This is a genomic window from Nonomuraea sp. NEAU-A123 (genome assembly GCF_018603905.1).
Lineage (GTDB): Bacteria > Actinomycetota > Actinomycetes > Streptosporangiales > Streptosporangiaceae > Nonomuraea.
In genome coordinates this window covers 616629-639868 of record NZ_JAHFZZ010000003.1, presented here as the reverse complement: position 1 = coordinate 639868, position 23240 = coordinate 616629, and the positions used below count along the sequence as shown (strand labels likewise).

Genomic DNA, 23240 nt, shown 5'->3' with positions numbered 1-23240 from the left:
GCATCGAGCCGCACACCGGGTAGTCGAGGACGGGATTCTTCACGGTCAGCAGGTCGTAGCCCCGGACGGTGGAGAACAGCTCCTCGCCGTACCGGACGTCTTCCGGAGGAGCGTGGTACGCGTACGCCGTCAGGGTGACCGACACCGCGATGATCGTCCACAACGTGAGCTCCGCGCGCGACACCCCGGGCAGGCGCAGGTCGTGCGCCCGCTGGACGGCCCGGCGGTATTCCGCCAGCGCGGCGGCCGTCTCGCCGCGGGCGAGGGCGAGCTCGGCCGCGCACAACGAGACGATCGCCACCCCGCCGAGCACTGCCTCGTTGTCGTTGATCCGGGTGATCTCGGCGAGCTCGGCCTCCGCGGTGTCGAGATCGCCGTCGGCGAGCGCGGAGACCAGCAGCAGCGCGCGGAGCTGGGTCTCGTCGTCGGTGGCGCCGAGCCGACTCAGCGCCGGGATGGCGGTCCGCGCGTGTCCGACCGCCCGCCGGCGGTCGCCGAGCTGCATGACCAGGTGGGCCAGCACGGCGTGCATGATCGCGACGGACCACGGCCCCTCATCCTCGCGGATCATCGTCAGGGTTCGCTCGGCGGCCTTGACCGCCTCGGTCACGTCGCCCGCGTTCTCCAAGATCTGGACGTTCATCTGCATCGCCGCCAAGGCCACGTCACGGTCGGCGCTCCGGCACAACTCCGCCAGCCTGCGGCGCATGTCGGCGCCATCGCGCACGTCGCACGCGATCAGCACCGTGGCCAGCGCCGACAGGCGGGGATCTGTCGTGTCGCTGGTGGGCAGCGTACGGAGGAGATCGCGCAGCGGATCGTCGCGGCGGTCGGCGACGATCATGATGTTCATGAGCGCGATCAGCATGGCGGCCCTGGTCGCCTCCACGAGGTACGGCGGCGGCACCCAGTCGGTGATCACCTGGGTGATCGCGCCCCGGTGAACGAACACCCGGAAGTGGTCGCCACGGATCGACCACAACGCGCCGACGCCGGCCAGCAACTGGATCGTCGTGACGGGATCGGACTCGCCGAGAGCCTGCCGGAGCAGTTCGGCAAGGTTGCTCTCCTCGGCGTGCAACGCGTCGGCCGCCGCGAACTGCGCCGGGCTGAACAGCGCGAAGGCGTGTTCGAGGGCGTACGCCGTCGCCCAGGCCCGCTGCGCCGCCCGGGCGGGCGCCTCCTCGCCGGCCTCCTTCAGCCGCATCCGCCCGAACTCCCTGACGGTCTCCAGCATCCGGTAGCGCAGGCCGTACGTCGTCTCGCGGACGCTCAGCATCGACTGCTCGGTCAGCGCGTCCACGGCGCGCAGGGTGTCCGGGCCGAGTACGTGCTCGGCCACGGCCAGCGTGAACCCGTCGCCGAACAGCGACAACCATCGCAACGCCCGCCGTTCTGGCTCCTCCAGCAGATTCCACGACCAGTCGATGACCGCGAGCAACGTCTTGTGCCGGTCGGGGGCCGTACGGTTCCCCCCGCGCAGCAGGGCGAATCGGTCCGCCAGGCGCCGCGCGATCTCCTCCACCGACATCACCCGCACTTTGGCCGCGGCCAGCTCGATCGCGAGCGGCAGCCCGTCGAGGCGGGCGACGACCTCCTCGACCACTTTCTCGTCGATCCGCACACCCGGGCGGGCGGCCGTGGCGCGCTGGCGGAACAACTCCACCGCGTCGCCCGTGGGCAGCTCGCCGAGCAGGTAGACGCGTTCGGCGGGGATCGACAAGGGAGCACGCGAGGTGATGAGCACCCGCAGGTCGCGGGTCGTCACGGTCAGGAAAGCCACCAGGTCGGCGACGGCCTCGATCACGTGCTCGCAGTTGTCCAGGATCAGCAGCGCCGGAGCCTGGTCGAGATGCTGGGCGATCCGGGTGCGTACGTCGGAGCGCTGCTCGGCGGTCAGGACACGACGCCCGCTGACCGAGTCCCGAACCCCGAGCACCGAACCCACCTCGCCCACCACGCCCTCCGGCGAGGAGACGCCGACGAGCTCGACGAAGTGAGCGATGGGCTGCGTGGCGTTCCTGCCGACGACATGTGCCAGCCGCGTCTTGCCCAGTCCGCCAGGGCCGATGATGGAGACCACCCGATTGGTCGGCAACAGGGCGTGCACCGCACGGATGTCGCCCTCGCGGCCGAGCAGCGAGGAACCGTCGAACAGGATGCCCTCACGTACCGGCCGATCGGCGACGAGGAGTTCGGCGTACACGCGGGCGAGCTCAGGCCCTGGTCCAGTGCCGAGCCGCGCGACCAGGCCCGCGCGATACCGCTCGTAACGCTCCAGAGCGGCGGCGGCACCTCGTATGGCGGCCTCGCTGCGCAGCAGGCAGGCGAGCAGTTCCTCGTCGTGCGGGCGATCGGCCGCGGCCTCCTCCAGCAGCGGCAGCGCGCCCTCGTGAGCGCCGCTCCGGCCCCGCGCGATCGCCGCCACCCGCCGTGCCTCAGCCACCCACCCTGCTGCGACGCCTCTCAGCTCGGCGAGTGGGCCCGCGGCGCCGTCCACGCCGCCGGCCACGATAGCCATGGCCTCCTCGGCGCGGCGCCGCGCGAGCACCATGTCGTCCTCGCCCAGTGCGGCCCGTGCCTGCTCCACCAGCGCGCCGAGCAGCAGCGCGTCCACCTGACCAGCGGGCAGCCCGAGCCGGTAACCACGCGGGATCCGCACCACGACGTCGGCGCAGGTCACCGCCCGGGTCCGCGAGACGACCACCTGCAGCGCCTTCGTCGGGTTGGCCGGCTCCTCGTCGGGCCACAACTCCTCGACCAGGCGCTCGACGCTGACCCCCGCGTGGCCGTGCATGGCGAGTACGGCCAGCAGGGTCTGCGCGCGATCGCCGACCACGCGCACACCCCGCCAGCGAACGTCGTCGAGCAGGACGAGTGCGGGGGACACACCCTCAGCTTACGGACGAGTCACCGGTGGGGAGCGTGACCGAGGGCATCTCGAGAGGCCGCCACAGGTGAGGACATCGATGACCGCCCGCGGGCGAACATCGCGTCAGTCCGTCGCCGTGGCCGTGCGAACCGTTCTACTCAGTGTTCGCTGCGAGGGCCAGGAGCTGGTGAGGGTGTCGCACAGCATGGTGATGGACAGCGTCCCGAGTGGAAATCGGCGGATGGGCGCGGGAGCCATGAGGCTTCCGAGAAGGGCGCCGATCGCGGCGCCGGCGAAGACGATGCCGACCTGTGCGGCGTTGGCGTGCAGGTGCTGGGCCAGCATGATGATCAGGAGGTAGCCGGCGCCGTACCGCAGGCTGTCTCCCGCGTCGAGCAGGGCCAGCGTTCGAATCACAGGTTCGCGCCACAGCCAGGACAGGCCGTGCGCGATGTCGGCCAGGAGTTCTCGCGGCGAGGCCGCGGCTTCCCACGAGGCAGGCGGTCAAAGACATGAGGTGGAAGGTGCGGCAGGGCCTGGCCCGTACCGGCTCGATGGAAACGCCTAGGAAACGGTCCCCTGGCTAGGACTGGAGCTTCACATCGGAGCTTCGGCTTTCCAGGAGAAGTGATTCATGGTTTCGCGTCAATCGGCCATCACCCGCGTCGTCTCGGCGGGATGCGCGGCGTTGGCTCTGAGCGTGTCCGCGCCCGCCATCGCGTCGACGGACAACGCCTCCGTCAAGGTAGGGGACGTGCAGGAGGCGATGGAGGCCTTGGTAAAGAGTGGCCACGTGGTGGGCGCCATCGGCGAGGTGTACGTGAACGGTAAGCGGGCCGGGAAGGGGTCGGCCGGATCCCGACTGCTCGATGGCCGGGGCGGCGCGATCCCCTCCACCGCCCGCTACCGGATCGGCTCACAGACCAAGAACATGACCGCCACCGCTGCCCTGCAACTCGTGCAGAGCGGCAAGCTGAAGCTGGATGACAAGCTCAGCAAGCTGCTCCCCGAGGTGGCGGAGAAGGATCTCGTGGAACGGGCCGACGAGATCACGGTACGCAACCTGATCCAGCAGACCTCGGGCATCCCCGACTTCCTCACCCCCGACATCGACCCGCTCGACTCCACGATCACGTATCGCCCCGTCGACTTGCTGGCCTCCTCCCGCAAGCAGCAACGGCCATCGGAGATCGGGACCTTCAACTACTCCAACACCAACTACATCCTGCTCGGCATGATCATCGAGAAGCTGACCGGGAATTCGCTGGCGACCGAGCTCAAGCGGAGGATCTTCACCCCGCTGGGCATGCGGGACACCTACCTGCCGGCCAAGGCCGCCGAGGGGATCAAGGGCCCGCATGGGCACGGCTACATGGTGGATGAGACGGGCAAGCTGCTCGATGTCGACAAGCTCAACCCCACCACCATGCTGGGCGCCGGCGGCGTGGTCTCCACCACGCACGACATCAGTGCCTTCCAACGCGCGTTCGCTCAGGGCAAGCTACTGCCGGACTCCCTGAGCAAAGTGATCACCGACCCGGCGCCCGGCCAGCAGCCACCGCCGCAGGGCGGCCTGTGCGAAGGTAACCCCAGCTTCCAGCCACGCGGCGGCAGCGCTCCCGGCTTCGTCGCCGTGACCTACACCTCCCCGGACGGGAAGCTGCAGTTCGCGGTCTCCGTGACGGTGGCCGCGAACGATGCCGAGCGCGGCGCTGTGGGGATGCGCGTCGACAAAGCCCTCATATCGGTGTTCTGCCCTGCTTCTGCCTCATAGCACTGGCGTCTAGTCCTGACTTCTCTGGGGGTTCCCGAGGGCGAGTCACGTCAGGAACATGTGCGCCCGGCATCAGGCCAAGCGTCGCGGGCGAAACGTTCGGCACCGCCCAGGGCGCCAGGGTCCGGCTCCTCGTGGACATGGTTGCATATGGCACGGATCCACGTACGGACCTCACGAACCGAACCACGGGAGTAGTGCATGAGTTTGGCCTGGTGACAGGTGTGGCGTCGTGAAATGGGGACGGCCATCGCGTGATCCTTCGAGTGCGCAGTTCAAGATCGAAAGAGAACAAGGCGATGGCCGCAGACAACAGTGTGATGCCCGGTGAGTAGCTGGCGAGGCAGATCGAGGCCGATGACCCGGACATGTTGCGATCCATGGTGAAGACCATGGCTCACCGTAGTCGGCGAGGTCAGTTCGCGGTAGGTCTCGGCCAGGAAGGCGAACTCGCTCCGCGACGCACTCAGCCGAGCGCTCAGAGAACGTCGCGCCGCTGAGAACCTCGGCCCTGCGGACAGGCCCAGCCGCTCTTCGAAGCTCATCGGACCTTGCTGAACCGGACCAGCGACACTGAGGGTGCTACCGTGTAGCACCAGATAGCACGCTGAGATAAAGTTGACGAGTGAGCACTCCTGAGCCCGAGCACTCCCATCAAATCTCCCAACGCGACCTGCGCAACCGGTCAGCGGAGATCATGGACGGCCTGGAACGCGGCGAGCGATACGCCGTCACACGCAACGGTCATCACATCGGCGACCTGGTCCCCATCCGCCGTCGGCGCCGGGCCGTCTCGCGCGCCGAGTTCGCCGCAGTGTCCCGCGGCATGCCGCGACTGGACGACCAGAAATACCGCGAGGACATGGACCGTCACGTCGACGACGACCTCTACGACCCTTACGATCGCGCCTACAGCAGAGGCGAGTTCGCAGAGGACGGGGAATGACTCTCACTCAAGGGCTGCTGGACACCAACATCCTCATCCTGCGTGCCGGAATCGACCCCGACGAGCTGCCCGACGAGATGATGATCAGTGCCATCACCACTGCCGAGCTGTCGGTCGGCGTACTGGCGGCCTCCGGCGCACAGGAACTCGCGCAGCGAATGAAGATCCTTCAAACCGCCGAGGCCGAGTTCGACCCTCTTCCCTTCGACGACACCGCCGCCCGCGAGTACAGCCAGTTGTGGACCGCCGTCATCGCGTCAGGACGCAAACCCCGCCCCCGAACAGCAGACCTGATGATCGCCTGCGTGGCCATCGCGAACCGCCTCCCCCTTTACACCTGCAATCCCAAGGATTTCAAAGGCCTGGACCACCTGCTCGCCGTGGTCCCGGTCACACGGCCACAGTGGGGCAGTGCATGAGGGAAGCCGGCCCTGCGGCCTGGATGGAGAAGCTTCGCTGAACGCTCTTGATCACCCCGTTTGGACAGCCGACGACGCAACGGGCACGGAAGCTAAACCAGGCTAATTCGCCCAACGGCTTCGTCCTGGTCAAGCGGCAGATGCTGACTGATGCCGCGCGCTCGTATGCGTCGATGTTGCTGTACAGGACTGCTGTACAGCAATCAGCGTGCATCTCGCTCAGTGAGTAACGATCACGCCGGTCTAGCCGTCTCCAGTGCAGGAGTCGACCGCGTCCTGGTGAAATGAAAATTTCACCCATCATGCCGGTATTACGGCTCCGCAGGTCTAATCCCCGACCTGGTGGCCCGCCTCGCCTACCCACGCGCAAGCTGCCGTGGCACAAGTTAACGCCGGGCCGAATCAGTGGCTCTCCATCGTCTATCTGGACGCCTGGAGGCCCCGACAATATTCTCCGTGCGCGCTCCGCCGACATCATGAAAGAGACGAGGTTGGAATTGATACGTTCCAAAGCACGTCGTGCGGCCAGCTCTGTCGCCATCGCCATCGCAACACTCGCGGCAATCCTGATGCCCGTCACTCCCGCACACGCCGCCTACGGTCCAGACCAGGCCGTGTCCCTCACGGTGACCTCGAACGCCGGCCCGTCGATCATGCTCGCCCAGCTGACCGGCACGCTGGCGTTCGACGACGGGAACACGAAGTTCAGGTACGCGCTCCGGCTGTGCTGGGGGAGCGGGTCCTACCCCATGCCGAACTTCTACGTCTCCGTCAACGGCAGCACCGTCTTCTATCCGGGCCAGACGGGTACGGCGGCTGCTCCCCCCGGGTGCCAGGTGTCCCTATTCCTCTACGACGGTGAATACACCCACTCCACCACCCTCGCGAACGTCACCTTGTACGTGACGGGCGGCTGGTTCTATCCCGGCAATACTTACAACAGTCGCACCAAATCCGTGACCTACGACAACCCCTACAACTGAGCCGTCCGAAAAGCAGCGAGCACCCCGCCACCCGGCGTACGCAACTGGGACACGACCCCGTCCGCGCAGGGTGGTAGCCGAACGTGGGCTCTCGCGCTGGACCACTTCTGGACAGGCACCAGGCAGCGTGTGCAGACAGCGTGCCGGCGCCGAAATACTGATACACGACTTCCAGCGGAAGAGAGATCGTAGTCACTCAGATAGTCACGCACCCTCGCCGACCAGGTACATCCGCAGAGAGCGCCCCTCAGGCCGCGCTCAGGCGCGGCCTATCCCGTCACCGTCATCGGCTCCAGCGCTCCAGTCGACCACAGCGCCCCGGCAGATGGCATCCCTCGAATGGAGGATGCCGGGCGACGTGATGGGCGATGCCGTACGGCTCGCCGTCGCACGAGGCTTTGAGCATGGAAGCCATCGAAGTGAGAGACCTCCGCAAGACGTACGGAGGCACGCACGCCGTGGACGGTGTCACGTTCACGGTACGGACCGGCGAGACGTTCGGGCTCGTCGGCCACAACGGGGCGGGCAAGACCACGACCGTCGAGTGCCTGATCGGGCTCACGCGGCCCGACGAGGGCACGGTCCGGGTGCTCGGCGAGGACCCGGCGCGCAGGCGGCGGGCGCTGGCGCAGCGGGTCGGGGCGCAGTTGCAGGAGAGCTCGCTGCCGGAGCGGATCAAGGTCGCCGAGGCGCTGCGCATGTTCGGCTCCTTCTACCAGAGCGGGAACGACTGGCGGCAGGTGATGGAACGCTGGGGGCTCGGGCCGCTGGCACGGAAGGCTTTCGGCGACCTGTCCGGCGGCCAGAAGCAGCGGCTGATGCTCGCGCTCGCCCTGGTCGGCGACCCCGAGGTAGTCGTGCTCGACGAGCTGACCACGGGCCTCGACCCGATCGCGCGCAGGGAGACCTGGCAGCTGATCAAGGATCTCAAGACCGCCGGCACCACTGTCGTGCTGGTCAGCCACTACTTCGACGAGACCGAGGCGCTCTGCGACCGGATCGCCGTCCTCGCCCGCGGCCGGGTCAGGGCCATGGGCAGCCCGAGCGAGATCATCGCTGGGACCGGCACCGCCTCCCTGGAAGAGGCCTACTTCGCGCTGGAGGGTACGGACCGATGAAGGCGCTCACCTCTCTCACAGCCACCGAGCTGCGGCTGCTGTTCCGCGACCCCGCCTCGCTATTCTTCATGATGGCGTTCCCACTCATGCTGCTCGTGCTGAAGCGCGGCGAGAGCGGCGCCGTACCCGGGTACATCGCGATGATCGCCGCCATCGGCGGGATGGGCGCGCTACCCGGCACCGTGGCCTCCTACCGCGAACGCAAGGTGCTCAAGCGGCTGGCCGCCACGCCGATCTCCCCCGTCCTGCTGCTGGCCGGCCAGCTTGTGGCGCAGGTCGTCGCGGCCCTGGCGGGGGCGGTGGTGCTGGTGGTCGCCTCGATCGTGGTGTTCGACGTCGAGGCGCCGAGGAACGTGCTCCTGCTGGCCGCCGCCTTCTTGCTGTGCTCGGTGATGGTCTGCTCGCTCGGGTTCGTGATCGCAGCGGTCGTGCGCAACACCAGGGGCGCGACACTGATCGGGATGCTGGTCATGTTCCCGATGATCTTCCTGGCCGGCGCGGCCGTGCCCAGGAAGGCGCTGCCGGACTCGCTGCGCCAGATCGGCGACTTCCTGCCGCTGACCCCGGGCGTGCAGGCACTGAGTGACGGGTGGTCCGGCACCGCCGCGGTCTTCCCGATCGTGATCCTCACCGGGATAATCGTGGCCGGCACGGCCATCGCCGCAGCGCTGTTCCGATGGGAGTGACGACATGAACATCTGGGAGGCACGCTGGTCGCGCGCCTTCCATTGGCTCTTCTACGCCTGCCTGACCCTCGGGTTGATCCTGTCGATCGGCGAGGACGGCGGCCCCAAGCCGCTGACGCTGGGCATCGTCGCGCTGATGGCCCTTTGGCACTGGTTCTTCGTCGCACGCCGGCCGGAGCTGATCGGGCGGCTCAACCCGATGGCGTTCCACCTGGTCGTGATCTGCGGGCTCTACGTCGCGCTGGTGGTCGGCGACCGCGCCTTCGACGTGGTGATCTTCGGCCTGATGCCCCAGCCGTACCTCATGCTGGCCGGCCCCTGGTCCTACGCGGGGGCGGTGGCGACGGTCCTGTGCACCTTCGCCGCCCGGGGCAGGCTGGACGACCCCGGCGCCCTGTGGGAGCTCGCCGGAGCCGCCGGCCTGGTGGTGGCGATCGGACTGTTCGTGGACTACGTGTCCAGGCAGAGCACCCAGAACAGAACGGTCGGGATGCTGGAGGAACGGGCGAGGCTGGCAAGGGAGATCCACGACACCATCGCCCAGGGACTGAGCGGGATCATCACCCAGCTCGAGGCGGCCGAGCAGGCGATGCCCGACCTGCACACCGTGCAGAAGCGGATCTCGCTGGCCAAGGAGCTGGCGCGCGACAACCTGCGGGAGGCACGGCGTTCCGTGGACGCGCTACGGCCTGGGCCGCTGGCCGACGCCCAGCTCGACGCGGCGCTCACGGAGGTGGCCGGCCGGTGGTCGCGGACGTCGGGGCTGACGGCGACCGTGTCGGTGGAGGGCACGCCCAGGCCACTGGCGGGCGAGGCGGGGGCAACGCTGCTGCGGGCGGCGCAGGAAGGGCTGTCCAACGTCGCCAAGCACGCCCGAGCGGGCAGGGTGGCGATCACGCTGACCTACATGGACGACGAGGTGACGCTCGACGTGTTCGACGACGGTACGGGGTTCGACCCGGCCGCGCGGAGCCAGGGGTACGGGCTGGCCGCCATGCGCGAACGGGCCGGCGGGCTGGGTGGCACGCTCACGGTGGAGTCCGCTCCGGGGGAAGGAACGGCGCTGTGCCTGCGCATCCCCTCAAGCTGATGATCGTCGACGACCATCCGGTGGTGCGTGACGGGCTGCGCGGCATGTTCGACCGCGTGGCCGACATCGAGGTCGTGGCGGATGCGTCCGACGGGTTCGAGGCACTGGCCATGGCCCGGCGGGCACGCCCGGACGTAGTGCTCATGGACCTGCGCATGCCCGGACTCGACGGAATGGGCGCGATCAAGCGGCTGCACGCCGACCATCCGGGGATCAAGGTGATCGTGCTGACCACGTACGACACGGACGCGGACGTGATGCGGGCCATGGCCGCCGGGGTCGCGGGCTACCTGCTGAAGGACGCGCCACGGGAGGAACTGCACCGGGCGGTCCGCACGGCCGCCGCCGGAGGAGCGGTCCTGGCCCCGTCGGTCGCGTCCGCCATCATCGGCAGGCCCCCTGCGCAGGAGCCGAGCCCGCGGGAGCTGGAGGTGCTCCGCCTGGTGGCGCGTGGAGGGGCGAACAAGGAGATCGCCAGGACCCTGCTGATCAGCGAGACGACCGTGAAGACGCATCTCAAGCACGTCTTCGCCAAGCTCGGCGTCGACAGCAGGGCCGCGGCGGTCGTCGTGGCCATGGAACGCGGACTCCTGTGATCGTCCTGGTCACTGCGTTCCGGTCCCGGGGTTCTCCACGGGCAGGCCACCGGATCCAGTCCTCGATCTCGTCAACCCCGGAGGCCAGGGCTGGCCACCCTTCGCGCTGAGCTCCGCTTTCAAGCGGCCGTCGAGGTAATGCGCGGGCGCCGCCTCAGCAACGCCGTCACCCCGCTGAAGTCGTTGTTCCGCTTCGCCACCAAGCATCAGCGGATCTTCACTCGAGCTGACCCACGACGCCCTGCGCGACTACCTCGCCGAACGCCGCCAGCGCTGGCCGCAAACAAGCCCATGGAACGGTATGGCACCAGGTGGAACGCCTAAGAGGGTGTCGTCACATCAGATTCAAGGAGTGATAAGGAGACATTCGTGTCATCCGTCTTCATGAGAGCGGGTGCTGCCGTCCTGGCCGCCGCCGCGCTGCTCGCCGTCCCCTCTCCCGCACTGGCCCAGGCCGTCGCGGGACCAGTCTTGCCACCGTCCGGCGGCGTGGTCTACGTCACGAACGCGGGCTCCGGCAACGTCTCCTCCCTGGCGATCGGCCCGAGGGCCACCCTCAAGCTCCTCGGCAAGCCCGTGTCCACCGACGGCAAGACCCCCCGGGGCATCGCCCTCACCCCGGACGGGGCCACCGCGTACGTCGTCAACAGCGACTCCGACACGCTCTCGGTGTTCCGCGTGGGAGCGCAGGGCGCGCTCCAGCCGAACCCGCGGATCGTCAAGACCGGCGACGAGCCGTGGGGAGCGACCGTCTCCCCGAACGGCCGCACCCTGTACGTGACCAACACTGGCGTCGACGACGCGACGATCTCGGCGTACCGGATCGGCCTGGACGGGACGCCCACCAAACTCGGCGACTTCAAGACCACCTCGGACCATCCCAAGCAGACGGTGCTGTCCCCCGACGGCCGCTTCCTCTACCTCTCGTACGCGGACGCGGACGAGACCGCCGACAGCCCGCCGCGGGTCATCACCAGATACACCGTGCTGCCGGACGGCACGCTCGGACCCGCGCAGGACGTGGCGAGGGCCGGGCCGGCCAACTACGGGATCACGATGAGCCCGGACGGCGGCCTGTTGTACGTGACCTCGAACGTCGCGCAGAACGTGTGGGGGTTCCGGGTCGGTAAGGATGGCTCGCTGAAACCCGTGCCCGGGATGCCGGTCTCCGTACGGGACCCGGTCGGTCTCAAGGTCACGCCCGACGGGCAGCACCTGTACGTCTGCGCCAACTTCGACGCCGGCTCGCCCCCCGGCGGTCTGCTCGGCTTCACGATCCACGCGGACGGCTCACTCACGCCGACCGCCGACTCGCCCGCCCCCACTGATGGCACCTCGGCGGTCGCGATCACACCGGACGGCCAGGACATCTTCGCCAACATCCAGGACACGAGCCAGGTGGTCGCGTTCGCGATCGAATCCGGCGGCACGCTGAAGCAGGCCCCCGGATCGCCGTTCCCCACCGGTGGGAAGCACCCGCTGAGCCAGTCGGTCGCCGTACGCCCGGTTCCCGCAGCCACCCCGCAGTAGGGATCAGCCCGACCGTGATGCGCAGATCGCCGCTACCGACGATCTGCGCATCACGGTCGGCACCGCTGAGGCTCATGCCTGGTCGGCGACGCATTCCGGGCGACATCCAGCTGTGGTCCGCCGAGGGTCGAAGCCACGCTCGCGGTCGGTGTGCCCGTGCAGCGCCCTCTCCAGACCCGCCACAGCATGCCCGGTGATAGCAGCGCCTGCGGTGGGCCAAGGAAGTTCGCCACCTTCAGGAACGTGCCACTCACCACCGTGTCGAGAGTCGCCGCGCGGTGGAGCCTCGGCAGGTACGCGTTGAGCAGCCTCATCCGCCGCGTCCGGGGCCTGTCGGATGCAACCCTTAGCCAGGAGAGCCGGTCAAAGCCGAGCTTGCCAGCCCCCTCTACCAGCACGAGGAGGAGTGAGCCGTTGCACCTCATCTTCGCCACCGAACCAGCCCACGCGAGCCGGCCCAACGAGGACTTCGTAGGCGCGACGCCAGAGGCGGTCGTCCTCCTCGACGGCGCGGGGCACCCATCGGGCATGGCCTCCGGATGCTCTCACGGTGTGGCCTGGTACTCCCACACCCTCGGCTCGACCCTGCTGGCCACGCTCGGCAACAGCTCGGGGCAGTTCGACGAGGTCCTGGCCGAGAGCATCAAGACCGTGTCCTCAAGGCACGGTGCCATATGCGACCTAGTTTGCTAACAACATGCTAACTAGCATGCTAGTTAGCATGTTGAGGTCAGAAGGCATGAACGCTCAAGCCGATGCCCTGAACAGATGCCTTCTGCGCTTGCTCCACTCCGATGGCACTCTCACCCCAGCCACGCATTTTGGGGTGTAGCGGCGGCGTGGCCCACCTGTGGCGGGTGCAATGGGTACGGCGGGCGGGCGAAGGGCCGTGCGGCGGCTCGCCGCGCCGCCGCACGAATACCTATGAGCCCAATTCGGCAAATTCTGTGAGCGTGCGTTTCCAGGGGTAGGCGTCGGAGAGGCCGGAGACTGGCCGCGCAACAGAGGAAGACTGCGATCAGCGGCCACCCTAAGAGCAATCGGCCGGTCGCACGTACCCACGACTCGGCGTTGCCTTGTATGCGATCATCCATGGATGGCAACGAGAAAGGCTCATGGTCGCTGACCTCCGGCTCGCAATCCACGCGACGCTTCCCGACCGCTACGCCCGTTATGAGGTCCTGGCCTCGACTATCGACCACCGCGGCCGGCTCACCGCCCTGGTGGCCGACCCCGCCCAGGGACTCACCTCCATCCCCCACTTCTCCATGCTCCGGCCACCCCCGCGCTTCGACGCGATTGCCGTCATCTGCGACGGGGCCGAGATCCGCGAGATTCCGCTGACAGATCTCGGCCTATGGTTCACCCACATCGACACCCACATCGACACCCTCGGCGATGGCATCGTGCTGGCCGCTGCCCGCTGTGAGCCCGTGGGCATCGACGTCGAGCGCTACCGAGGGCCAGTCCCCGAGGGCGAACTACACCTCACCGACAACGTCCGGGTGATCGACGGAGACGGGCAGACCCTGTCGGCCTTCTACGCTGGTGACGGCATCGAGCAGCTCATGACGGATGCCCAGGGCAACATCTGGATCAGCTACTTCGACGAGTCGAACTACTGGTCCACCAACCCGGACGGCACCCGCTCCTACAGCTTCATGATCGGCCTGGCACGCTGGGACAGCGCCGGCGGCCTACCCTGGATGGCGCCGTCCCACTCACCAGGCGTCGTCTGGTGCGACTGCTATGCGCTTAATGTCGGCAGCGGCATGGTCCATGCGTGCCCTTACACCGACTTTCCGCTGATCGAGATCGACGCTGACGGCATCCGGAGCGTCACACCCAACCCCGTCACACGGTGCAGCGGCCTGGCCGTCTCCGGCTCCGAGCTTGCCTTCCTCGATCAGCACCGAGCGGGCGGAGGCTTCCGCTGGGAGATCCGCAGAGCCCGCCGACAGGACGGAGCCGTCACTGAGACGCACCGCGAGCACCTGCTGCTACCAGACGACCGACACCCCAACGGCTGGGCACGAGGGAAGATCGGCAGAGATGAGACGCTGTGGCTGCATGAGGACGGGGATCCCCGGCGTTGGTACCGCTATGAGGTGCACACCTGAACCTGATCCAGGGTGCCGTCATCCGAGAGCGATGATCGCTTCGAAGCGTTCTTTCTGCTGTTCAATGCTGGTGGCCAGGGGCAGGTGAGCACGGATTCGCCCCTGCTCAAAGGCCGCCGGTGGGTCTGAAACAGCATGGAGAGTGTTGGAGTGCACCTAGGAAGGCACCACCGGCGGCATAACTTCGATGATGTGTGCCGTTCCGGCGGGTGGCCGCATCTCGTGCATGGTGATCACGTCACCCGGTGCGAGGTGCAACCAGTGCCCAGGGGTCAGGGGGATAAGCCTCGCCGGTGCGCACCCGCCCGGTTCCAGCGGTTCACGACCCTCAACCCAAAGGGAGGCGATGCTGAGCGAGGATTCACCCTCGTCCGTGCGTCGGCCGATGTCCCACATGGGCCGGATTAGCCCGCCAGGAGGTATCGGCAGCGCACGGCCCCCCTCCTCGGTACGCATCAGACAGATTTCAGCCCGAAGGGCACCGTTCCGCGCTTCGCTGCGCCGCCACTCGTACCAGTCGGCATCCTCTCGAAGCCATATCAAGCGAGCGGCGTCGGCCAGCAGTGCCCAGAACTCGGGCGGCTGCGGACGAGCATCGCCGAGATCTTGGAGAAGGATGAGGGCTGCCTCCCAGCCGTCGGTTTCGCTGCTCTCCATGACCTGGAGCGCGCTGGCGGGGTCCTCCTCGGCGCGCATGCCTGAGAGATAGATCCGGGCAGCGTCGTGAAGCGGGGAGTCCTGGGAATCCACGGCCTGATTGTGGCAGGCTCTCGAACCCAGAACCTGAGAATTAAAGATCCAGTTCGAGCCGTTCCGGATCGTTCAATGCAGGTCAGTGGCTGTGTGCGGTCTTCCCAGAACGCTCCTGAACGGCGTGGAACTGCAACTGGCGACGGCTCACCTTTCGTCACCCGGTGCTTTGAGACCCATGGCGGAACACTTTCCCCCGACCGCACTGGCCAAAGATCTGGAGCGCCAACCCGCTCGAGCGAGTGGAACAAGGAGATCAAACGCCGGGCCCGGGTGGTAGGCATCTTCCCCAAAGAGGCGGCAGTCATACGGTTCATCGGCGCGATCCTGGCCGACATGCACGATGAGTGGCAATCAGGCGAGCGCCGCTACCTGTCCGAGGAGTCCACGACCCAACTCAAACCAACCAGCGATACCGGCGGCATCGCCGCGATCAACAGCGGCGCGAGTAGACACCCCGGTACCTGACCGCGCATCCAGGCAGTAGACCGGGCACCGATGACTTTCGGGCGGCAGTGTCGTCTAAAGCATTAGCGACAGGCCACAGACGCGGCGGCCACGCGAACGCTGCGGCCCAGGACACGCACGTTTCCCTAGCGAGCACGGTCCCCAGACGACCCGAGACTACGGAGTTTTGATCATGCGGAAGCTGATAGCGACAGTGTTCAACTACTCCCTCGACGGCCTTCTCGCCGACGAGGGCACCGAGTTTTGGAAGTTCTGCTTCGACCTGCCCGAAAATCGTCAGCCCGACGACCCGGCGCACCTCGACTTTCTCCAGAGCGCGTACGCGCACCTCATGGGCCGCACCGCCTACGAGAGCATCGCCGGGGCCATGACAACCTCCACCGACCACCCGTTCGCCGACATTCTGAACGCCGGGCGCAAGGTCGTCTTCTCCCGGACCCTGAAGACGGCCGACTGGGCCAACACCACTATCGCCGCTGGTGACACGACAGACGAGATCGACAAGCTCAGGCTGGGCGGCGACGGCCACATCGTGGTCTGGGGCGGCGTCAGCCTCTGGCGGTCTCTCATGCGGCTCGACCTGATCGACGAGCTCCAGCTGAGCATGTTCCCCTACGTTGCGGGCGAGGGCACCCGGTTGTTCGACGGCGTCCCCAAGTCCTACCAGCTCGACCTGGTCTCCAGCACCGCCTCCAGCAACGGAATCGTAGAGCTGCAGTACCGGCGACACCGCTAACCCAGCGGCCGACATGCACAACGAGCGGCAGTCACGCGAGCCCCGCTACCTGTCCGAGGAGTCCACGACCCAACTCAAACCAACCAGCGATACCGGCGGCATCGCCGCGATCGACAGCGGCAAGTAGACACCGAGGCTCAACCTCAAAGCCCACCACTCCACGGGGCATTGCCCACGTTGCCGGTGAGCCAGGATGAAGCGCGAGAAAGGAGATGACGACGGCACAGCGGGAGTGCTGGTCCCCGCAGGCTAATGGCACGTTAGTGGCACGAACACCCCATCACAAGATCGGTGGCGGGGTGTTTTTGCTGGTGGAGCCTAGGAGATTCGAACCGTGCGCTGCTGCTGGCAAGGTATGAAGTAGCAGAGGGAAGGTTTAGTAGGACTGACGATGGCTCCGTGAAGGCTCTCGATCTTGCGGACCAGTTGGGGCCGGGTCCGTTGCCATGTACGCACTTGGCCAGACGAGCGGTTGTCGAGCTGCACCGCTAATCGCCGTGGTGGCTTTTCCGATATCCCACTGTGTTACACGAGGGGCTAAGAATGTGTGGTTTCACCGCCTCGTGGACTCTAAAGACTGCTGCCCCGCCTTCTTCCCGTGATCACGTGGTGCCCGCCGCTGCGCGGCGGGCTTGATTATGTAGGGAAGGTATGAACCACGCCCTCCGGCGTCTATCGGCTGGCTCTGACTGCTGCGGCGATCTCGCGCATGTCCTTGCTCACCACGTCGGCGCCTGCCTGGGCGAGAGTCACGTCCTTGCCCTCTGCGTTGGCGTAGGCGATGCTGCGGGCTCCCGCGTTGATCGCGGCTTCCATGTCGAACCACGAGTCCCCGATCAGTACAGCCTCATCTGGCCGAACATCGGTCATCTCACACGCTCGTAGCACCGATCGCGGATGAGGCTTCATCTCGGCGGGGGCACCGATTGGGCGGCCCACAACGCCGGCCAAACTCTTGTCGAGACCGGCATGGTCAAGGAACCTCTCGATGGCAGGCTCTGAGTTGTTGCTCACGATCACGACCGGTCGGCCCGTCCCGGCGCAGGCAGCGAGCAGATCCCTCGCTCCTGGCGTGATCTCGGCAAAGTCCACAGCTTTAATCTCGTAGGCCATCAGCGCGGTCTCGACCTTGTCCACGAGTTCGGGCGCGAAGTCCGCCGTACGGCGCAGCACCTTGAGCGGGTCGTCCAGTTCGGCGACGTCTTGAGGCAGTTCTGCGCCCTGGCCTCGCAGCAGGCGCTTGAGCCCTTCCGCCGCACTGGCCGCCGGGAGACCGGCGAAGATTCGACACACAGGGCCGTCGAAGTCGAGCAGGACGGCGCGGGTCTCCCGGAAGATGTCAACGAGGCCGTCGGTCACAGCTCGACTTCCCGGCTGATGGTGCCCCACATGCTGTCGAACCACATCCGGACCTGGGCGACGTACTGCGACTGCATCGAGGAGGCGTCCTCGGTCACTTGGTAGTGGAACAGGACAGCGTCCTTGCCCATCACGTCGTACAGCTCTCGCGGCTCGCCCTTGATCCGCACGGTGTGCTTGACCACCGGGTAGAAGCCGAAGAACACCTGATCCCGATTGATCACGTAGAACTTGAACGCGGGCGTGGTCTGATGGACGCGCACTTCGACGGATGCGGACTTCACCAGCCCGAGGTCTGCCAGCTCGTGCACGGCATCGGCGATGGCCTGCGTGCTGCGCTGCTGAATACGGTGGGCGCGTTCCCGAATCGTCGGGCAATCGGTGAGGTCCTCGGCGCGGCAGGGCAGTGATATGGGGTGCTCCATGTCCGGTACCAGAATACGGATGCCGATGGAGTCCGGCGTGAGCCGTCCAAGGCGGATCTTGTCCAGTGGCTCCTGGAGCATGCCTTGCAGCGTCTCCCCGGAGAAGCCGGCGAAGTCGATGGTGACGTTGCTGACGTCGAAGGCGTGCTCGATGTGCGGCCGCAACTCCACCGGCCGCTCTGTGCGTTCGCGGACGAACACACCGCTGCCCTGCCGCGACACAATCAGGCCCTCGTCACGGAGGATCCGGACGGCCTGTTGCACGGTCATGCGCGCCACGCCGTACTGCTTGGCGAGTTCGGTTCCTGAGGGCAGCTTCTCCCCCGGCTCGAACTTCTTCGTCAGGATCGCCGCGCGCAGGGCGTTCGCGACCTGCTGGTAGGGCGGGCGAGGGTCGTCAGGATCAAGACTCATCACACAAATCAGCCTAGTTCTCCTAGGTCGCCTAGGCCAGTTCTTCTGCGATGCTTGACATGGCTAGCCATGTTAGGCAACATGAAATCGACAACCTGCCTAGCCAAGTTAGGCAACATCGAGGAGCGATCAGCATGCGGAACCTCTCCGTCGACACCACCGCCCTGGCGTTCACGGTTGCCGGCGAGCCCGAGCCGAAGATCGTCGGCCGCACCACGGGCGAGGTGAAGAGGGACGCCGAAGGGCGGGAGCTCTACACCATCCCGCTCCTGCCCAAGCTGAACGACGACCGGCGCAACCCGGCGATCGTGGTGACACTCCCGAGCGAGACGTTCCCGCAGATCCCCGAAGGCGTGCAGGTCGCGCCCGTCGGACTGACCGCCTTCTACTGGCAGATGAACGGGCGCTCCCGGCTTGGCTTTAGCGCCGAGACCATCCGCCCCGCCGCCAAGGCGGCCTGACCAGGTAGTACCCCCGGAGCTTACCCATGTCGACCTGGCGCTTCTCTCGCTACTTCCTCGGCTCCGCTCCCTCCGTCAGGGAAGCCCGGCGCTTCATCACTTCACTACTCCGTGACTGGCCAGCGGCCGACGCGGCCGAGCTCATCGTCAGCGAACTGGCCACCAACGCGATACGCCACACCGACAGCGGACGATTCGGGGGCCGCTTCTTGGTGAGTGTCCAAGCTCATCCGGACCGTCTCTGGCTCGGCGTACTCGACGAGGGCGGCCAGTCTTCTCCCCTGGTCTTCAGGCACGCCCCGGATGGCGAAGGCGGCCGCGGGCTCCTTCTAGTCTCTAGCCTGGCGATCGACTGGGGCGTCTGGGGCGATGAACGCGGCAGGACCGTGTGGGCCACGCTCAGCACCGGATCGCAGCCGACGTCATGCCGATGACCTCCTGCCTGGCACCTCATCCGCCGCTACCGCAGTCGGCGAGCGTACGACTTGAATGGCTGACCTCTCGCGACGTTGGTCGATGCCGAGTAATCGCCTGGACGTGCGACTGCCGCGCCGCCTACTACGAACTCTGCCAGTCCGGCGGCCTGGGCTTCGTTCGGCGTGTCATCCAGGGAGAGGAGAATGTCGTTGCTGAGACTCACCATGTACGGCTCACGGAAGCCCACCTTCTGTGGGCCGCCCTGCTTACCGGGCTGGCACGGTGAGCCCGCGAAGTGTGCCCAACCGACGGTCCGCCATTCGCGCCGTCAGCCGAACTGGCCAGTCCCCTCTACCGGCATGAGGAGAAGTGACGAACGTGCGCCTGGCCCTCGCCACAGAAGCAGCCAGAGCAGACCGCGCCAATGAGGACTTCGTCGGTGCCATCCCCAACGGCGTGGTCGTCCTGGACGGTGCCGGCTACCCTCCAGAGCTTCAGACGGGATGCCGTCACAGCGTGGCGTGGTACGCGCGCACGCTCGGTACTTCCTTGCTCGGCGCACTCGGGACCGAGGACGGCTCGTTGACCGACGCACTGGCCCAGAGCATCAAGACCGTGGCATCACTCCACTCGTCAACCTGCGACCTCGCACATCCGGGATCACCCTCGGCAACCGTGGTCGCGCTCCGCCGAACAAACACAGCTCTGGAGTGGCTGGTCCTGTCCGACTCGGTGCTCGTACTGGATGTGGACACCGCAGCAGAACCGATCGTGATCACCGACGAACGCCTGGACGACGTCGCGGCAGACCTACGGACACACCTCACCTACCACCCCTCCCCCTCCAAGACACACGGTAAGGAGCGACATCGGTTCCAAGAAGCTCTGCTCCAGCACCGCAACAAAAAAGACGGCTACTGGGTTGCGTCCGCCGACCCACTGGCAGCCGAACACGCCCTCACAGGAACCATGCCGATCCACTCAGTAAGAGCCGCGGCAATGCTCAGCGACGGGGCATCACGACTCGTCGATCTCTTCCAACTCGCCACTTGGCGACAGCTCATGGACATCCTGGCTGCCGACGACCCAGACGAACTGATCAACCAGGTACGTGAGGCCGAGCGCACCGACCCAGACGGCTCCCGGTGGCCACGGAGCAAGGCACACGACGATGCCACGGCCGCGTACTGGCGGTTCTGATACGTCACACCGATTCTGTTTACCAAAAGGTTAGTGAGGTGATCACGGACCTCAACCACTGAACGGCCTAACTCCTGCCGCGATCATCTCGGAGTCCGAGGCCCCGCCGGAGGCTGCTTGGGCAGAATCTCGTGAGCAGGGAGCGGCGTGGCCGTGGGAAGGCGCAGAGCCTGGAGGCACTTTCCAGCTCACTTGCTATGACCGGCCACGTGGAAGGCGCAGGCAGAGCCTGCGCTCGAGAAGATAAGGCGTCTGAGCGAAGCGAAGTCCTCCAGGGGTCGGGGCTGCGGCCCGACTGGAAGCCAACGCCTGAGCGCCCCAGCGCGAAGCGCCCCCATTGCGAAGCCCGTTGTGCGCCGAAGGCGCGCCAGGAAGAACAGCCCGAGCGACAGCGAGGACCGCTCGGGGTGGGCTGCCACGGTTAACCACCCAGACGGGCAAGGGGTGGGTGGCACACGGTCCACCTACACGAAGGAAATGGTGGAGCCTAGGAGATTCGAACTCCTGACTTCCTGCTTGCAAAGCAGGCGCTCTGCCAACTGAGCTAAGGCCCCTCGACGAAGATAGCTTACCGGTCCGCGACACCCATCTGCTGCCTGCTCGGGTCTTCGCTCAAGATCAAGCCAGGGAAGTCCGCGATCGAGTCCAGGATGTGCGTGGCGCCTCCCTTGAGGAGCCGCTCCCGGCTGTGGACCCCCGTCATCACCCCGGCCACCACAGAAGCACCCGCTCGACGGCCGCAGAGCATGTCGCTTTCCGAGTCGCCTATGACCGCCACCTGTCGTACGTCCTCGATGCCGAGGCGGAGTACGGCGTGCAGGACCATGTCGGGCCAGGGGCGGCCGCGGCCGCCGGCGTCTTCGGGGCAGATGGCGAGGTCGATCTTGTCGTGCCAGCCGAGCACGCTGAGGACGCGGCTCAGGGTGACGCGGCTGAAGCCGGTGATCAGGGCCAGGCGCAGGCCGGAGCCGCGGAGCTTTTCGAGGACTTCGATGACGCCGGGCATGGGGACGAGACCCGCTCGGTCGAGCGCACCCTCGTACGAGCGCTCGAACGTCAGGTTCGCCGCCTGGGCCTGGGCCTCGTTGCCGGGGAAGATCCCTCGGAAGACATCGATCTTGGGGCAGCCCCGGGACCGGTGCACGTGCACCATGGCACGCGCGTACGCTCCGGTCCCGGGGACGATGCCTTGAGTGGCTATCGCCTCGGCGAAAGCACGCTCGACCATGGCGATGTCACCGACTGTTGTGCCGGCCAGGTCCAGGCACGCCAGCTTGATGGGGACGACGTCACTCATCGCCTCGCCAGGTCGATTAGTTCTCGCTGCCGGTGGCCTCGGTCCAGAGATCGAGCTCGGCGCGGTCAGCCTGCACTTTGCGCCAGACCAGCAGCCCCCCAAGGGCGATCAGCGCCAGAACGACAAGCTTCTTCACGGTGTGACCCCACTTCTTCGACGGCCTCACCTGCCGGGGTGAGACCCAACGGTTGACATGCAGCCTAGCAAGGGATGGCTGCGGTCCTTGTGTTGTGCACGAACCAGATGTACCGGATGTGCAAAGAACAAGGGAACAGACCCAGGTGGGGCCGGTTATGCCCGTCCCAACTTGGACACTATGTGATCATGTCAAACCCGGTCATAGGGTACGTACACCGGGGGTTCGCGAAGCCCATTTGACGGCCGGGCCCATCGCGGCGCCGGCCGCCACGAACACCCCGCCGACCAGCAGCCATCCCAGCGTCCCCCCGCCGATGACGAGCGTGGTGAGGACGACGGGCCCGAGCATCCTGGCCACCGCCACACCGGTCCCGAAGAACCCCTGGTACTGCCCCTGCTTGTCAGCCGGAGCCAGCGCGAACCCGATCTCCCAGGAACCCGCCCCCAGCAGCATCTCGCCGTACACCTGGAGCCCGGCCGCGGCCAGCAGGATCAGCCCGGCGAGCCAGGCCGACGAGCCGATGGACGACATCGCGAACACCACGCAGGCCGCCAGCATGACCAGGCCCGCGTGCCGTACCGACCGGGACGCGTCGGCCAGGCCCCTGACCCGCCGCGCGAGGCGCACCTGGAACAGCAGCACGCTCACCGTGTTCACCAGGAGCAGGGCCGAGACCAGCCAGGTCGGTGCCGTGGTGCGCTGGACGATCCACAGGGGGACGATCAGGCTGAGCAGCGGCATGTAGAAGAGCATGACCGCGTTGATCAGCGTGACCACCGCGTACGGCCGGTCCCTGAGCACGGCCAGCTTCGGACCGGCGACGGCCGGGACGGGGGCGACGGCGGGCAGTCTCTGCAGCAGTACGGCGGCGGCCAGGAAGCTGACCGCGTCCACCGCGAACACCGCCAGGTACGCCTCCCGAGTGCCGAAGTGCAGCGCCAGCCCACCCAGCGCGGCGCCCACCGCGAGACCGCCGTTGAGCGTGGACTGGAGCACGGCCCGGACCTCGGTGCGCTGGTCCGGCTCGATCAGTCCGGCGAGCAGCGCCTGGCGGGCCGCGGACAGGCCGGTCTGCGCGGTGCCGTACAGGCAGGCGACCAGCGTGAACAGCGCGAACGACCGCACGAACAGGAACGACGCGACCGCGACGGCGGTCATCAGGGCGAGCAGGATGGCCACTCCGCGCGGCCCGCGCCGGTCGGCCAAGTGGCCGAGCGGGACGCCCGCGACTGTGCCGACAGCCCAGCCCAGTGTGAGCCCGAAGCCGATCTCCGTCGCCGACAAGCCGACGATCCTGGCGAAATACAGCGCCGAGGTGACCAGGTAGGCGCCATCACCGATCGAGTTCGCCAACTGTGCCTGGGCGAGGAGCCGCCTGCTCGTTCTCGCGGGTCCCGGCCGGGCGGGGAGCGGGGGCTGGGCGGGGAGTGTCATCGGGGG

22 protein-coding genes, 1 tRNA gene and 2 pseudogenes are annotated in these 23240 nt (G+C 67.0%); 16 read left to right on the top strand and 9 right to left on the bottom strand.

Annotation, left to right across the window (positions count from 1 at the left end; genetic code table 11):
* Window positions 1–1423: 1423 nt before the first annotated feature.
* Window positions 1424–2797 (bottom strand): annotated as a pseudogene (locus KLK06_RS59755) (BTAD domain-containing putative transcriptional regulator); the annotation flags it as partial.
* A gap of 198 nt (window positions 2798–2995) precedes the next feature.
* On the bottom strand, window positions 2996–3289 hold the full coding sequence (locus KLK06_RS11365; protein ID WP_214635313.1) for a hypothetical protein: 294 nt from the start codon (window positions 3287–3289) through the stop codon (window positions 2996–2998).
* A 217-nt stretch (window positions 3290–3506) separates the two neighbouring features.
* Here KLK06_RS11365 and KLK06_RS11360 point away from each other — a divergent pair, with 217 nt between their 5' ends.
* The 11 genes from KLK06_RS11360 (at window position 3507) to KLK06_RS11310 (ending at window position 14134) form a co-directional block, all read left to right on the top strand.
* Window positions 3507–4646: a serine hydrolase gene (locus KLK06_RS11360; protein ID WP_214635312.1), complete on the top strand. Its 1140-nt coding sequence runs from the start codon at window positions 3507–3509 to the stop codon at window positions 4644–4646.
* Window positions 4647–5271: 625 nt separating this feature from the next.
* Entirely contained in the window at window positions 5272–5592 is a 321-nt protein-coding gene (locus KLK06_RS11355) for a type II toxin-antitoxin system Phd/YefM family antitoxin (RefSeq protein WP_214635311.1), read from the top strand.
* A complete protein-coding gene (locus KLK06_RS11350) occupies window positions 5589–6011 on the top strand; it encodes a type II toxin-antitoxin system VapC family toxin (RefSeq protein ID WP_214635310.1) in 423 nt (140 codons plus the stop codon). The genes KLK06_RS11355 and KLK06_RS11350 overlap by 4 nt, the downstream gene beginning before the upstream one ends.
* Before the next feature lie 569 nt (window positions 6012–6580).
* A complete protein-coding gene (locus KLK06_RS11345; RefSeq protein ID WP_214635309.1) occupies window positions 6581–6994 on the top strand; it encodes a hypothetical protein in 414 nt (137 codons plus the stop codon).
* A 404-nt stretch (window positions 6995–7398) separates the two neighbouring features.
* Entirely contained in the window at window positions 7399–8112 is a 714-nt protein-coding gene (locus tag KLK06_RS11340) for an ABC transporter ATP-binding protein (protein ID WP_214635308.1), read from the top strand.
* The gene (locus tag KLK06_RS11335; RefSeq protein WP_214635307.1) at window positions 8109–8798 is read left to right on the top strand and encodes an ABC transporter permease; all 690 of its coding nucleotides are present in this window, start codon (window positions 8109–8111) and stop codon (window positions 8796–8798) included. Before KLK06_RS11340 ends, KLK06_RS11335 begins: the two co-directional genes overlap by 4 nt.
* A gap of 4 nt (window positions 8799–8802) precedes the next feature.
* Window positions 8803–9888 carry a sensor histidine kinase gene (locus tag KLK06_RS11330; protein ID WP_214635306.1) on the top strand — a complete coding sequence of 362 codons (1086 nt, stop codon included), beginning with the start codon at window positions 8803–8805 and terminating at the stop codon, window positions 9886–9888.
* Window positions 9888–10484 carry a response regulator transcription factor gene (locus KLK06_RS11325; RefSeq protein WP_214635524.1) on the top strand — a complete coding sequence of 199 codons (597 nt, stop codon included), beginning with the start codon at window positions 9888–9890 and terminating at the stop codon, window positions 10482–10484. Before KLK06_RS11330 ends, KLK06_RS11325 begins: the two co-directional genes overlap by 1 nt.
* Before the next feature lie 369 nt (window positions 10485–10853).
* Complete coding sequence (locus KLK06_RS11320; RefSeq protein WP_214635305.1) at window positions 10854–12014, top strand: beta-propeller fold lactonase family protein; 1161 nt, start codon at window positions 10854–10856, stop codon at window positions 12012–12014.
* A 414-nt stretch (window positions 12015–12428) separates the two neighbouring features.
* A complete protein-coding gene (locus tag KLK06_RS11315; RefSeq protein WP_214635304.1) occupies window positions 12429–12707 on the top strand; it encodes a hypothetical protein in 279 nt (92 codons plus the stop codon).
* A 422-nt stretch (window positions 12708–13129) separates the two neighbouring features.
* Window positions 13130–14134 carry a hypothetical protein gene (locus tag KLK06_RS11310; RefSeq protein WP_214635303.1) on the top strand — a complete coding sequence of 335 codons (1005 nt, stop codon included), beginning with the start codon at window positions 13130–13132 and terminating at the stop codon, window positions 14132–14134.
* A gap of 156 nt (window positions 14135–14290) precedes the next feature.
* Here KLK06_RS11310 and KLK06_RS11305 read toward each other — a convergent pair whose 3' ends face one another.
* Window positions 14291–14884, bottom strand: coding sequence for a hypothetical protein (locus tag KLK06_RS11305; RefSeq protein WP_214635302.1), 594 nt, complete (start codon window positions 14882–14884; stop codon window positions 14291–14293).
* Between the two features lie 191 nt (window positions 14885–15075).
* Here KLK06_RS11305 and KLK06_RS11300 point away from each other — a divergent pair.
* Both KLK06_RS11300 and KLK06_RS11295 read left to right on the top strand, forming a co-directional pair.
* Window positions 15076–15352, top strand: a pseudogene (locus KLK06_RS11300) (transposase); the annotation flags it as partial.
* Window positions 15353–15524: 172 nt separating this feature from the next.
* Complete coding sequence (locus tag KLK06_RS11295) at window positions 15525–16088, top strand: dihydrofolate reductase family protein (protein WP_214635300.1); 564 nt, start codon at window positions 15525–15527, stop codon at window positions 16086–16088.
* A 672-nt stretch (window positions 16089–16760) separates the two neighbouring features.
* Here the strand turns inward: KLK06_RS11295 and KLK06_RS11290 are convergent.
* Together KLK06_RS11290 and KLK06_RS11285 are read right to left on the bottom strand one after the other, a co-directional pair.
* On the bottom strand, window positions 16761–17447 hold the full coding sequence (locus KLK06_RS11290) for an HAD family hydrolase (RefSeq protein ID WP_214635299.1): 687 nt from the start codon (window positions 17445–17447) through the stop codon (window positions 16761–16763).
* Window positions 17444–18286 (bottom strand): GntR family transcriptional regulator, encoded by an 843-nt coding sequence (locus KLK06_RS11285; RefSeq protein WP_214635298.1) that lies wholly within the window; start codon window positions 18284–18286, stop codon window positions 17444–17446. The genes KLK06_RS11290 and KLK06_RS11285 overlap by 4 nt, the downstream gene beginning before the upstream one ends.
* A 134-nt stretch (window positions 18287–18420) precedes the next feature.
* On the opposite strand from KLK06_RS11285, the gene KLK06_RS11280 reads away from it, so the two are divergent.
* The 3 genes from KLK06_RS11280 to KLK06_RS11270 all read left to right on the top strand — a co-directional run bounded on the left by KLK06_RS11280 (window position 18421) and on the right by KLK06_RS11270 (window position 20364).
* Complete coding sequence (locus KLK06_RS11280) at window positions 18421–18747, top strand: hypothetical protein (protein WP_214635297.1); 327 nt, start codon at window positions 18421–18423, stop codon at window positions 18745–18747.
* Window positions 18748–18773: 26 nt separating this feature from the next.
* Window positions 18774–19181 carry an ATP-binding protein gene (locus KLK06_RS11275; protein ID WP_214635296.1) on the top strand — a complete coding sequence of 136 codons (408 nt, stop codon included), beginning with the start codon at window positions 18774–18776 and terminating at the stop codon, window positions 19179–19181.
* 352 nt (window positions 19182–19533) lie between these two features.
* Entirely contained in the window at window positions 19534–20364 is an 831-nt protein-coding gene (locus KLK06_RS11270) for an integrase (protein ID WP_308168193.1), read from the top strand.
* 478 nt (window positions 20365–20842) lie between these two features.
* On the opposite strand, the gene KLK06_RS11265 is transcribed toward KLK06_RS11270, so the two are convergent.
* From KLK06_RS11265 to KLK06_RS11250, 4 genes are all read right to left on the bottom strand, one after another.
* Window positions 20843–20918 (bottom strand) — tRNA-Ala (locus KLK06_RS11265).
* Between the two features lie 14 nt (window positions 20919–20932).
* Window positions 20933–21661 carry an HAD-IA family hydrolase gene (locus tag KLK06_RS11260; protein WP_214635295.1) on the bottom strand — a complete coding sequence of 243 codons (729 nt, stop codon included), beginning with the start codon at window positions 21659–21661 and terminating at the stop codon, window positions 20933–20935.
* A gap of 16 nt (window positions 21662–21677) precedes the next feature.
* Window positions 21678–21797 (bottom strand): DLW-39 family protein, encoded by a 120-nt coding sequence (locus tag KLK06_RS61385; RefSeq protein ID WP_214635294.1) that lies wholly within the window; start codon window positions 21795–21797, stop codon window positions 21678–21680.
* A 201-nt stretch (window positions 21798–21998) separates the two neighbouring features.
* On the bottom strand, window positions 21999–23234 hold the full coding sequence (locus KLK06_RS11250; RefSeq protein ID WP_214635293.1) for an MFS transporter: 1236 nt from the start codon (window positions 23232–23234) through the stop codon (window positions 21999–22001).
* Window positions 23235–23240 lie beyond the last annotated feature (6 nt).